Source organism: Bacteroides sp. HF-162, from assembly GCF_015679285.1.
GTDB classification, from domain to species: domain Bacteria; phylum Bacteroidota; class Bacteroidia; order Bacteroidales; family Bacteroidaceae; genus Bacteroides; species Bacteroides uniformis.
This window is the reverse complement of sequence record NZ_CP064937.1, coordinates 804,376-816,754: the sequence shown is the minus strand read 5'-3', so window position 1 is coordinate 816,754 and position 12,379 is coordinate 804,376. Positions and strand designations below refer to the sequence as shown.

Sequence of the window (12,379 nt, the reverse complement as noted above, 5' to 3'; positions counted from 1 at the left end):
ATCTGCCGCAAAAGTAGGAGGTTGCCGTTACGCGGATTTTGCAGAGAGTTGAAGAACAGGTAACGATTCGGTTACAATGAAGTTACATAAGCTCTTGGAGGTAGTACTCTTTCGGCGCTATCTCTTTTTGTCGTCGTCTGGCAGACTAATGCTAAGGATGCACGAGATGCACATCTCAGACTGCATGAGATGTACATCTCGAACAGTATGAGATGTACATCTTGTGCAAGGAAAGATATAGGGTTTGGTGTCTTATCCGGTAGTCTGGCAGCGGATAAGTACCTTCTTTTCGTCTGCCAGGGTAGTGGCAAAGAGATAAGAGTCTCCCCCTTCGGCCAGTTTCAGCCGTTTGCGCAGTTCGGCAACGGTGGCGGGAAAGTTGCGTACGGTGAGGTTCGCCTTTTTCTCGGCAGCCAACATCTCTTTCATTTCTTTCTTGCTGAAGCCGCAGGAGGAGGAGATTCGGAACTTGCGGCCGGGGAAGTCGGGAAGGAGGCTGTCCGAAGTGTAGAGGTGGCTGTTGGGATGCAGCTTTTTAACCTTATATAATAAGGAAAGGCTGCGGAACGCTCCGGCTTTCAGCACGGAGGCATTCGGTTCGTAGAGGTACGATTTCAGTTGAGGAGTGTAGGGGCATGCACACTCTTTCTCTTGCCCGCGGGTGAAGACAAGGGTTTGGGGAGCCGGGGCGGAGGTGAAGTTGACGCAATGGATGGGGACGTCGTCTGTTGGCAGGCTTCCGCCTTGTCCCAGCAAGAGCAGCAGCTCCTTGCATTCGTTGCCTACGGAGACGATGTGTGCCTGGCGGACATGTTTCAAATCGTTCATGGCAAGGGTGAGGTCGAGCATGGGGGAGAGTTTTATCAGTACGTGCCGTGCCTTCCGGAGCAGCAGGTCTTCCAGGGTGGCTACATCGGGTTCGCAGTCGCCGATGGCTATGGTCTTTCCGCCGTGTCCGTCGCGGCGGGCAGGGTCTATGAATATGCAGTCTACGGGTTCCATCTCTTGCAGATGGCGGACGCTGTCTGCGTGGCAGACGAAGATGTGATTTAGGCCGAGGGCAGGAAAGTTGTGTGCGGCTATCTGGCAGAGGGCTTCCTGGCGCTCTACGTAAGTGGCGTGCCCGAAGCAGCAGGAGAGGAAGGAGCAGTCGATGCCGAAACCTCCGGTGAGGTCGGTAAAAGTGGCGGCTGGTGCAGGGGCGCTGTCCTTCGCGGGATGCTCTTGTTCTGTGCATAGCAGGTTAGCTATGATCTCCGCTTTATACTGTGCCGTTGCTTGGGAGGAGCATTGCTCCAATGAGAGGTGGGCGGGGTAGAGGATGTCGTCGTTCTTCGCCCATGCGGGTATTTTCTCTTTGGCAACCTGCCAGCCGGAAATTTGTGTGATGGCAGCGGGCATGTCTACCGAAGGGTAGCGGCGTGCCTGCAAAGCAAGGCTGCGCACGTCGTCGCGACGATGCTCGCGAATGAAACGGAGGGTGTCTTGGGATAAAGGCATGGCTTGGCTTATTTATTCTGATGCAAAGTTATCTCAAAAAGGGCAAAGTAAGGCATGAATTCGTAGCTTTCTGTCTGATTATTTTTCAGACACAGATGACGCTGATTACGCAGATTAAGAAGATTAAAATCCGTGTCATCTGCGTCAAAGCGATAGCAAAATTAAGTTTTCGGACAAGCTGGGGGTGAGAGTTAAGGGATGACCCGGTATCGCTCCTTCGCCGTCTGCCTGCCGACGCGATTGAAGTGCCACCATTCGCTGGGTAGCGGGTGGAATCCGGCTTCTTTCATTACCTGCCGGAGCAGCAGCCGGTTTTCACGTTCTTGTTCCGTCAGCTTGCCTTGTGCCACGAGCACGGCTTCTTCTGTGATGTGGGCTTCCCTGCCCAGATGGTCTACTGGGGTGCCCATGGGCAGAGGGGTTCCTTTATCGTCGAGTATGCTGATGTCCACTGCCAACCCGTAGTTGTGCAGGCCGCCGCCGCGTGAGGGGTTGGAGACATAGATGTATTTGGAGGTTCCTTTCACTACGTTCCACATCTTCTGCTGTACGGACAAGGGGCGCGCTGCGTCGTAGACGATGAGGCTGTAGCCGGGGTACTGTTCTTTCAGTAGGCGTTGTGCCCGCTTCAGGCTTTTCATGGCATCGGGGTGCAGGTAGGCTTCTTTCAGGTCTTCGTACAATAGGGTTCCGGTGAAGTTGTCGGCACGGGTGTACATCAAGTCGATGGCGATGCTGCTGTCCGCTTCGGCGATGTTGACGAAACCGAGGGAGTCCAGGTAGCGGGCTGTCCGGCTTTTAGCCGGAGCCGGAGGGACGGGTGCCGCTATGGTGTCGACGTACGGGATGGTGGTCTCCGTATCCGGGTCTTGTGTCTGCTTTGGCGCTTGTTTTCTGCTACAACCGCATAGTGAGCAGCCAAGCAGCAGATATAACAAGTAAAAGAAATATCGTTCCATCTTACAAGGCATTCTTGGCGGTAAGGATTGATTTCATCAAGGCTATGTCCGAATCTACTTCTCCCTGCATCAGGTATTTGTTTTTCCGTTGGCAGGTGGCTTCGTAAATCTCTTTTGCCTTTGCCGTATCCTTGTCCCGGTAGAGTGCCAGGGCGCAGAGCAGCCGCTGTTTGGAAGACGTCACATCCTTATATTGCCGGATGTAGGTATCCAGCTCATCGGTATATAATTCTTCTGCCCGTGCGGTCCTCTTTGTCACCAATGCGGTGAAGAGCAGCTCGCAAGCGGTTTCCTTTATCAAAAGCCCGATGACTTCGTGCCGGTGGCTCATTATTTTCTCAAATGCATTGTAGGCGGCTTCCCATTCTTCGCAGTCGAGCAGGCGCGAGGCGCTTATCAAGGCTATGGTGACCTGCAGGGCATCTTTGTAGTTGATGTCTTCCGTTTGGCTGAACCATTCGGCAGGCATGTCCTTAGGACGCATGCCCTCTTGCACCAGTGCGTTGATGCGCAGCTGGGTGACCAGTGCCTGCTTGCTCTTGCTGTCCTTGAGAAGCAGGCGCATGTTGTCGGCATCATTGCCGATGCCGCCCATCTTCATGGGGATGCCGTTCATCCCTGCAAGGAGAATGCCAATCAAAGAGAGCATCAGAAGGAAGAATTTCAGCAGGTAAGGCAGCCCGTCTACGGTCAGCAGGGGGAGGAAGGCAAGGATGGCGGTCAGCAGGTTGGCAAGCACTCCACCCAGGTTGTACAAGGTGGTTGGGATATCTTCAAGAGGCCTTTCGGGTGGGGTAAGCAGGCATTGGCCTCCCGTTCCGGCAAGGCTGAAACGCTTGATGCATAATTTCCCGTCTTTCCGTATGAAGGTAAGGTTGAAGATGCGGAAGGAGACGAAGCGGTAGCCGGTTGCCAGTCCGCAGACAAGATGCCCGCCTTCGTGCAGAAGTACTTGCAGGAAGATGGAGAACAGCAGAATCAGTATGGTTAACAAGGAAACTCCTACCGTCTCCAGCATGCCGGTTTCGGCAAACTTGCTGTGTAAACCGTCGAACGAGTCTCCCAAAACTAGGACTCTTACACCTATTACTCCTACGAAACCGATGCATGCCCCGACCATGAATCCTCCAGCCAATTTAAGTACTTTCTTCATCCTGATATCTTGATAAATGTGTTTGCCGGCAAAGGTAAAGGATTTTATCTGAAATGCAACAGCTTGCCCCATGTATCATAAAAAGAAAGAGATTGTGATTGCCACAACCTCTTTCCGTCACCTAAACCCACTACGCAGGCTACAGATAGGGAATTATAGTAATATAGATACCCGTAATGATGGCTTCTTGCTTTTCTGTCCTTATCTTAGGGTATACTTTCCCAAATCTTTGTTATGTTCGTAATATTTCCGAGTATATCCTATAGATTCCATCTTCTCTTTATTGACAGTTTAATAATCTGCATTTTCGAATTCCACAATATGAGGCAGTATTGGAAATCGGTTATCATGATGCTGGTTTATTCTGTGCTTTTATCAGTAACCAACTACTGACTCGCTTTTTCAATATTTTTGCATATGATAGTTGCGTTCTTGGTATACTCTTTGTCAATCCCATTATGCTGGCAATGGTCGTTTTAAATTTCGAACATTCTGCTCCGTGCCAGCATGCAGGCCCCAACTACTCCAGCCTTGTCTTTTAGCTTGGAAACAGTCACCGTGGCGTCTTTGTTGACCAGATTCAATGAGTATTTCCTTATTGCCGTTTTGATTGGCTGCACTATATAGTCTCCTGTTGATGATAGTGTACCCCCGATTATTACTAGTTCCGGATTGAATATGCTTATTAATCCAGCTATTTGCCTTCCCAGTTTTTGGCCTATTTCTTCCACTATCTCAATGCATAGCAAGTCCTCTTTATTGACTGCGGTGATGATTTCATCCAAGGTGGGCGGATTTTCTGCAGTCCGTTTTGATAGTATGGAACTTTCTCCGCTACCGATTCTTTCCAACAGGATGCGGTGTAGTGCCGATCCTGAGGCTTCCGTTTCCAGGCATCCTTTTTTGCCGCAGTGGCACAGTATTTCATTATCGAAAACATTGACATGCCCGAATTCTCCGGAAAATCCAGATTTTCCCGTGTATACCTTCCCGTCTATGATGATGCCGATTCCGAGTCCCCAGCTTATGTTGACAAAGATGATGTCCTTTTCCCCTTTGACGCATCCTTGCATATGCTCTCCATAGGTCATGGCCCTTGTGTCGTTGTCTATGCAGACCGGGTATCCTATCTTTTCATTCAGTACATCCGCCAAAGGACGCTCTGAAAAGTTGAACATGCTGAAACTATATCCTGATTCCGGATTTACTCTTCCGGAGATGTTGATGCAGATGTTCATTATCTTCTTGTCGTTGATTTCCGTTCCCTTTATGAAGTTTCGGATGAGTGCACACAGTTCTTCCAAAGCTTCCTGTGTATTTTCGAACTTGTATGGTATGTTCATCTTGATTTCCACCATATCCCCCTTGAAATTGATCAGTCCAATGTTTATGGCAAATTTCTTAATGTCCACTCCAATGAAGTATCCTGATTCCGGGTTGAGTCCGTATAGGCTTGGATGGCGGCCGCTACTGGTCTCCAGTTTCCCATAGTCGTTTATATAGTTGTCCTCACACATTTCATTGATGAATTTGGTGGTTGTGGGCACACTCAGATCGAGTTCCTTGGCCAAATCGGTAATAGTGGAGCTCCCATTATATATATAATGTGTGATGATCCTTTTTTTTAAGAGTGCATTCTTGCTCCCGGTTTCCATTTCTTTTAATAAGTTCTGTTTCATATGTATGTATTTTTATGTTATTTACTCTATTTTGTTTATTATATTAATAAATACGGATTTATTATTCTGAAATATTATGTATTTGATTTGTTATTATGTAAATTGTTTTGTAATTACGCGTTAATATATATTAATTGTAGGTTATATATTAATTAAATACTTTATTAAGTCTTGCAAATATAATAAATATATCTATATTTGCAGCGTGATAATTGAATAATAACAATTAATATCTAAAACAATGAAAAACATAATTGATTTTTTATCTTAAAAAAGTGTATTCGATAGGTTTAATATATAATGGTTGATCTTAATTTTATTAATAATGAAAACACGCAGGGATTTTTTAAAGAGGACCGCTTTGTTCGGTGCGTCTGCATTCATGGCCCCTTCATTGTTGGGGCGAGAGGGTGATGGGGATTGCTTCTTTTCTCAAGAGTCTGCCTCTTCCATGCTAGTTCCCATGGGCGATGCACTTAAAATTACCGGCACGTTCTTGGATGAGATATCCCATGATATTCCCCATCAGAATTGGGGGGAAAGGGAATGGGATCAGGATTTCCGGTATATGCAGAGTATTGGAATTGACACGGTCATAATGATCCGGTCGGGTTATCGCAAATTCATTACTTATCCTTCGGCGCATTTGCTGGGCAAAGGGTGTTATATGCCTTCCGTCGATTTGTTGGACATGTTCCTTCGGCTGGCGGGGAAATATCACATGAAGTTCTATTTTGGTTTATATGATTCGGGCAAGTACTGGGATACCGGTGACCTTTCGTGGGAGGTTGAGGATAACAAGTATGTGATTGATGAGGTGTGGAGCAGGTACGGTGAGAAGTACAAGAGTTTCGGCGGATGGTATATCAGTGGTGAGATAAGCCGTAAGACGAAGGGTGCCATTGATGCCTTTCATGCGATGGGCAAACAATGCAAGGATGTCTCCGGCGGTTTGCCGACTTTTATTTCTCCGTGGATTGACGGGAAAAAGGCCGTGATGGGTACAGATAAGTTGACAAAGGAGGATGCGGTTTCTGTTCAGGAGCATGAAAGGGAGTGGAATGAAATTTTCGATGGCATTCATGATGTGGTTGACGCCTGTGCTTTTCAGGACGGACATATCGATTACGATGAACTGGATGCTTTCTTTACGGTGAACAAAAAGCTGGCTGATAAGTATGGCATGAAATGTTGGACAAATGCTGAAACCTTTGATCGTGACATGCCCATCGACTTTTTGCCTATTAAGTTTGACAAGTTACGGATGAAACTGGAGGCTGCCAAGCGAGCCGGTTATGATAAGGCCATCACTTTTGAGTTTTCTCATTTTATGAGTCCTCAATCAGCATATTTGCAAGCAGGACACTTGTATAATAGGTATAAGGAATATTTCAATATTAAGTGATTATGAATTTTATGCTCAGATTGTTTTGCAGTTGTTGTCTGTTCTTGGTTGTCTCAATCATGCAGGCTGCAATTTATCCAGATCCCGTTGAAGGCGTGGTGACCTGTAAAGGCAAAGGGCTTGCTGGTGTTGTGGTGACAGATGGTTTTGACGTGGTGCTGACTGATGCTCAGGGCCGTTATGAGTTGCCGCGCAACCGGGATGCTCGGTTTGTATATCTTTCCACGCCTGCAGGTTATCTGCCGCAAGAGGGTGGTGGGCATATCGCTTTCTTTTTCCCGCTTAAGAAAGGCCGTTTAAAGTATGATTTTGAATTGAAGAGGAATCTGAAAGATGATATGAAGCATGTGTTTATGGTACAGACTGATGTGCAAGTCAGCTGTCAGGAGCATTTAGACAGTTATCGTTCTTATGTAGGTAAGGCACGAGCCTTTATGGAAAAGTATGCCAAGGAGCGTGATGCCTTCGTGTTGGATTGTGGTGACATTGTGGGTAATACTCCTGGTTTATACCCAGATTACATTCAAGTGTCTGGCGGTCTGGGATTGCCTGTTTACCGTATCATAGGAAATCATGATATGGAAATGGGTGTACGTTCTTTTGAACATTCATACAAGACCTATGAGGACTATTTTGGTCCCATTTATTATTCTTTCAATCGTGGAAAGGCACATTATATTATACTAGACAATTGTTTTTATATCAATAGGGATTATCGTTATATAGGTTACATTGATGAACGTACACTGCAATGGATAGAGAAAGATTTGGCTTTGGTGCCGAAAGATCATCTGGTATTTGTAATGATGCATATTCCTTCCAGCACTACCAAGGACATCAAGTTCAATGCCTTGCTACCCGACGAGACAAGCAATGCCAATAGTCTGTATGATTTGCTGAAAGACCATGAGGCACACCTCATTACCGGACATACCCATGTGAACGGTAACGTGGTGTTCAACGACCGGTTAATGGAACACAATACAGCTGCTGTATGTGCAGGCTTTTGGAAATCCATGCTTTGTTCTGACGGTACCCCCCAAGGCTTTGGACTTTATGAGGTAGATGGTAATCAGGTGAAGTGGCACTACAAAGCGGTAGATTATCCGCTGGAATACCAGTTTCAGGCTTATGCTCCGGGTAGTTCGAAAGAGTTTCCCGAAGAAGTGCTGGCCAATGTCTGGAATTGGGATGAGCAGTGGAAGGTAGAGTGGTTCGAGAATGGTACTTGTATGGGTGAGATGACCCGTTGTGAAGGTTTGGATCCAGCTGCTGTAGAAGCTTTTTCCGATCGTGAAAAGATGGGTGCACTCTGGGTGAATGCTTTTCCTACCAATCATTTGTTTAAGGCTGTTCCTAAAGATAAAAAGGCTCGCATAGAAGTACTAGTGACCGATCGCTTCGGTACTGTTTATAAGCAACTTGTAAAAGAATAATTTGAATTTAATCGATAAATTTTATACTATGAAATCTTCGGTCAATATTGGTTATGTAGTTTTCTTGTCTGTTGTGGCTGCTTTGGGAGGATTTCTTTTCGGATATGATACAGCAGTCATTTCCGGTACCATTGCCAAGGTAACCGCTCAGTTTAATTTAGATACCATGTCGCAAGGGTGGTATGTGGGCTGTGCGTTGATAGGTTCTATTGTAGGAGTGCTCTTTGCTGGTATTTTAAGTGACAAGCTTGGTCGTAAACGTACCATGATTCTGTCGGCCATACTCTTTTCCATGTCTGCTATCGGTTGTGCGGTATGTGCAGATTTCAATCAGTTGGTGGTTTACCGTATTGTCGGAGGTGTAGGTATCGGTGTGGTTTCCATTGTATCCCCTCTTTATATATCCGAGGTGTCGGTAGCTCAGTATCGTGGACGCTTGGTATCACTTTATCAATTAGCGGTTACCATTGGCTTTTTAGGAGCTTATCTAATGAATTATCAGTTGCTTATGTATGCTGAGACCCATGCAGGAGCTGCCGATAGCTGGTTTAACTGGATTTTTGTGAATGAAGTATGGAGAGGAATGTTGGGAATGGAGACTTTGCCTGCTTTGCTGTTCTTTGCCATTGTCTTCTTTATTCCGGAAAGTCCGCGTTGGCTGATTGTCCGCAATCGTGAAGAGCGTGCGGTCAATATTTTGGAGCACATTTACAGCTCTTCCAAAGAAGCGTTGGTGCAATTGAACGAAACGAAGTCTGTTCTTACTTCCGAAACCAAATCAGAGTGGTCCTTGCTTTTGTCGCCGGGTATTATGAAAGCCGTTATTATCGGTGTATGTATAGCCATCCTCGGACAGTTTATGGGAGTGAATGCAGTCTTGTATTATGGTCCTTCCATCTTTGAAGGGGCCGGCCTTTCCGGTGGCGATTCCTTGTTCTATCAGGTGTTGGTGGGGCTAGTCAATACCCTGACTACTGTACTGGCTCTTGCCATTATTGATAAAGTGGGTCGTAAGAAATTGGTGTATTACGGTGTTTCAGGCATGATTCTTTCATTGGTATTGATAGGCTTTTATTTTATTGCCGGAGAATCATGGGGCATTTCAAGCCTATTCTTGCTAGTTTTCTTTTTGTTCTATGTGTTTTGCTGTGCGGTTTCCATTTGCGCAGTCGTGTTTGTATTGCTTTCCGAAATGTATCCAATCCGGGTGCGTGGGCTGGCCATGTCCATTGCCGGTTTTGCATTGTGGATAGGTACATACCTGATTGGGCAGCTTACCCCCTGGATGCTCCAAAATCTTACCCCCGCCGGAACATTCTTCCTGTTTGCTGCCATGTGTATTCCCTACATGCTGATAGTTTGGAAACTGGTGCCGGAGACCACCGGAAAATCATTGGAAGAGATTGAACGTTATTGGATGAAAATAAAAAATTGACCTTAATAATAGATATGATGAAAGTTAGAAAAATTTTATTGAGTGGTTGTTTGGTGGCAACTTTATGCTCATGTGGTGGTTCTCAAAACGAGAATTTGAATCTTACTCTATCAAAAGATGCTCTGTTTGATAAAGTAAAAGGTGCTTGGGCCGGTCAGGTTATCGGCTGTACGTATGGAGGTCCTACAGAGTTCCGCTATCTGTCTACTATGATTCCGGATTCGATAGTGATGCCTTGGGGACCGGGTGAAATTAAAAAATGGTACGATGGTGGTGGCGGTCTTTATGACGATGTATATGTCGACCTGACTTTTGTGGAGACTTTTGAAAGATACGGTTTGGATGCTCCGGCCGATTCTTTTGCCACAGCCTTTTTGGCTAAAGAATACCCTTTGTGTCATGCCAATCAGATGGCCCGTTACAATCTTCTTCATGGCTTGACTCCTCCCGCCAGCGGGCATTGGAAAAATAATCCCCATGCCAATTGTCTGGATTTTCAGATTGAAGCGGATTTTGCAGGTATCATGGCTCCAGGTATGGTAAATAGTGCTACTGAAATTTGCGATCGTGTAGGACACATCATGGCGTATGGCGATGGCTGGTATGGTGGTGTATATGTAGCAGCCATGTACTCTTTGGCTTATGTGAGCGATGATGTTGAGTATGTTGTGACGGAGGCGTTGAGGTCTATTCCTCGGGAAAGTCGTTTTCATGCATGCATGGCTGATGTTATAAATTGGCATAAACAGTATCCAGAGGATTGGAAAAAATGTTGGGAAGAAATAGAGAAAAAATGGGGATCCAATGATATTGCTTGTCCAGATGGGGTTGAGATGCCTTTCAATATTGAGACTTATGTGAACGGTGCATATATCATTTTAGGGCTTCTCTACGGGCAGGGTGACTTTGAGAAGACGATTGATATTTCTACACGTGCCGGTCAGGATTCAGATTGTAATCCGGCTTCTTCTGGGGGAATTTTGGGAACAATGATTGGGTATAATCGCATTCCCGAGAAATTCAGAAAAGAGCTGACTGTAGTCGAAGATATTCCTTTCAATAATACAGTGAGCTTTAATAAAGGATGTGAATTGAGTTTTGGGCACGCTTTACAAATGATAGAAAAAAACGGTGGAAAAGTTGGAAGCGATGAGGTGACTATCTGTTTTCAAGAACTGGAACCTGCACAATTGGAGATTAGCTTCGAAGGCTTGAAAGTTGATAAAAAAGTGGTAGTGGAGAATTGGATTGCTAATTTCCCGACCTTCGAATTTGAAGGTGTGGGGGCTGTCATTAAAGGTGAATTGAAAGGTGAGAATGTGCCCGAAGATTACGTTGCTGAACTGGAAGTGTATTTCAATGATAGATTGATTGAGGTATGCAAGCTTCCGCTGAAGTATAATCACCGTAAGCATGAGTTGTTCTTTAATTATGTACAGTCTTATGGCAAATATACCGTGACTTGTAAATGGGTAAACCCCGTTGAAGGAGCAGATATTTGGGTAAGAGATGTAATTTCTTATACAACAGATAAATAATGTGAATGTAAAGGGCTGGTTTAGATGCATGTCGGATAAAAAACGTTCCCAGCCCTATTTAAAAAAGAATGAAGATGATGGATTTTAAGAAATTGGCGAATCAGTATAAGGACGAACTTATGAATAATGTTCTTCCTTTTTGGTTGAATCATTCCCAAGACACCGAATACGGTGGCTATTTTACTTGTCTGGATCGGGAGGGGAATGTTTTCGACACGGATAAATTTATCTGGCTGCAAGGCCGGGAAGTATGGATGTTCTCCATGCTTTACAATAGGGTGGAGAAGCGTCAGGAGTGGCTTGATTGTGCCATTCAGGGTGGTGAGTTCTTGAAGAAATACGGGCACGATGGGAATTACAACTGGTATTTTTCATTGGACCGTGCAGGACATCCGTTGGTAGAGCCTTATAATATCTTTTCATACACTTTTGCAACGATGGCATTCGGGCAACTGAGTTTGGCCACCGGAAATCAAGAGTATGCAGATATAGCTAAAAAGACTTTTGACATTGTTTTGTCGAAAGTTGATAATCCGAAAGGAAAATGGAATAAGCTTCATCCGGGAACAAGAGATCTTAAAGGCTTTGCTTTGCCTATGATTCTATGTAACTTGGCATTAGAAATTGAGCATTTGCTTGACGAGGATTTTTTGGTAGAAACAATGGATACGTGCATTCACGAGGTGATGGAGGTGTTCTTGCGTCCGGAACTTGGAGGAATTATTGTTGAGAGCCTGAATGGCGACAATAGTTTGGTAGACTGTTTTGAAGGACGTCAGGTTACTCCGGGGCATGCCATTGAAGCCATGTGGTTTATCATGGATTTGGGTAAGCGGTTGAAACGCCCGGAATTGATAATGAAGGCTAAGAACACGGCTTTGAAGATGTTGGAATATGGTTGGGATAATGAATTTGGCGGTATCTATTATTTTATGGATCGCAAGGGATTCCCTCCCCAGCAATTGGAGTGGGATCAGAAACTCTGGTGGGTGCATATAGAGACGCTGATTTCATTGCTTAAAGGCTATCGGTTGACCGGAGACGAAAAATGTTTGGAGTGGTTTGAAAAAGTACATGGTTATGTATGGACGCATTTCAAGGATCAAGAATATCCGGAATGGTTTGGCTATTTGAATCGTAGAGGTGAAGTTCTGTTGCCTTTGAAGGGTGGCAAGTGGAAAGGTTGTTTCCATGTTCCCAGAGGGCTCTATCAATGCTGGAAGACCTTGGAAGAGATTGTTCTGGATAAACAATATTAAAAACTAATTCAATTG

The 12,379-nt window shown here is 45.3% G+C and carries 9 protein-coding genes; 5 read left to right on the top strand and 4 right to left on the bottom strand.

Features of this window, described 5'->3' with window-relative positions; translation table 11 throughout:
* Nucleotides 1-252 precede the first annotated feature (252 nt).
* The 4 genes from ITJ87_RS03255 to ITJ87_RS03240 form a co-directional block, all read right to left on the bottom strand.
* Complete coding sequence (locus ITJ87_RS03255; RefSeq protein WP_117964947.1) at nucleotides 253-1,500, bottom strand: class I SAM-dependent methyltransferase; 1,248 nt, start codon at nucleotides 1,498-1,500, stop codon at nucleotides 253-255.
* 191 nt (nucleotides 1,501-1,691) lie between these two features.
* Nucleotides 1,692-2,459, bottom strand: a complete 768-nt coding sequence (locus tag ITJ87_RS03250) for a M15 family metallopeptidase (RefSeq protein WP_117601089.1) — start codon at nucleotides 2,457-2,459, stop codon at nucleotides 1,692-1,694.
* 1 nt (nucleotide 2,460) lies between these two features.
* Entirely contained in the window at nucleotides 2,461-3,612 is a 1,152-nt protein-coding gene (locus ITJ87_RS03245; protein WP_227204100.1) for a hypothetical protein, read from the bottom strand.
* 476 nt (nucleotides 3,613-4,088) lie between these two features.
* Entirely contained in the window at nucleotides 4,089-5,291 is a 1,203-nt protein-coding gene (locus ITJ87_RS03240; RefSeq protein ID WP_035447319.1) for an ROK family transcriptional regulator, read from the bottom strand.
* 325 nt (nucleotides 5,292-5,616) lie between these two features.
* Here ITJ87_RS03240 and ITJ87_RS03235 point away from each other — a divergent pair, with 325 nt between their 5' ends.
* From ITJ87_RS03235 to ITJ87_RS03215, 5 genes are all read left to right on the top strand, one after another.
* Complete coding sequence (locus ITJ87_RS03235; RefSeq protein WP_117713773.1) at nucleotides 5,617-6,696, top strand: DUF4434 domain-containing protein; 1,080 nt, start codon at nucleotides 5,617-5,619, stop codon at nucleotides 6,694-6,696.
* 11 nt (nucleotides 6,697-6,707) lie between these two features.
* Entirely contained in the window at nucleotides 6,708-8,132 is a 1,425-nt protein-coding gene (locus ITJ87_RS03230) for a calcineurin-like phosphoesterase C-terminal domain-containing protein (RefSeq protein WP_178610878.1), read from the top strand.
* Nucleotides 8,133-8,160: 28 nt separating this feature from the next.
* Entirely contained in the window at nucleotides 8,161-9,567 is a 1,407-nt protein-coding gene (locus tag ITJ87_RS03225) for a sugar porter family MFS transporter (protein ID WP_035447316.1), read from the top strand.
* A 17-nt stretch (nucleotides 9,568-9,584) separates the two neighbouring features.
* Entirely contained in the window at nucleotides 9,585-11,105 is a 1,521-nt protein-coding gene (locus ITJ87_RS03220) for an ADP-ribosylglycohydrolase family protein (RefSeq protein WP_035447801.1), read from the top strand.
* Nucleotides 11,106-11,182: 77 nt separating this feature from the next.
* The gene (locus ITJ87_RS03215) at nucleotides 11,183-12,364 is read left to right on the top strand and encodes an AGE family epimerase/isomerase (RefSeq protein WP_035447799.1); all 1,182 of its coding nucleotides are present in this window, start codon (nucleotides 11,183-11,185) and stop codon (nucleotides 12,362-12,364) included.
* The last annotated feature ends 15 nt before the right edge of the window (nucleotides 12,365-12,379 follow it).

Excerpts from the sequence above, each read along its gene's own strand:
- ITJ87_RS03255 (WP_117964947.1), bottom strand. The coding sequence starts at position 1,500 with ATGCCTTTATCCCAAGACACCCTCCGTTTCATTCGCGAGCATCGTCGC.
- ITJ87_RS03250 (WP_117601089.1), bottom strand. The coding sequence starts at position 2,459 with ATGGAACGATATTTCTTTTACTTGTTATATCTGCTGCTTGGCTGCTCA.
- ITJ87_RS03245 (WP_227204100.1), bottom strand. The coding sequence starts at position 3,612 with ATGAAGAAAGTACTTAAATTGGCTGGAGGATTCATGGTCGGGGCATGC.
- ITJ87_RS03240 (WP_035447319.1), bottom strand. The coding sequence starts at position 5,291 with ATGAAACAGAACTTATTAAAAGAAATGGAAACCGGGAGCAAGAATGCA.
- ITJ87_RS03235 (WP_117713773.1), top strand. The coding sequence starts at position 5,617 with ATGAAAACACGCAGGGATTTTTTAAAGAGGACCGCTTTGTTCGGTGCG.
- ITJ87_RS03230 (WP_178610878.1), top strand. The coding sequence starts at position 6,708 with ATGCTCAGATTGTTTTGCAGTTGTTGTCTGTTCTTGGTTGTCTCAATC.
- ITJ87_RS03225 (WP_035447316.1), top strand. The coding sequence starts at position 8,161 with ATGAAATCTTCGGTCAATATTGGTTATGTAGTTTTCTTGTCTGTTGTG.
- ITJ87_RS03220 (WP_035447801.1), top strand. The coding sequence starts at position 9,585 with ATGAAAGTTAGAAAAATTTTATTGAGTGGTTGTTTGGTGGCAACTTTA.
- ITJ87_RS03215 (WP_035447799.1), top strand. The coding sequence starts at position 11,183 with ATGGATTTTAAGAAATTGGCGAATCAGTATAAGGACGAACTTATGAAT.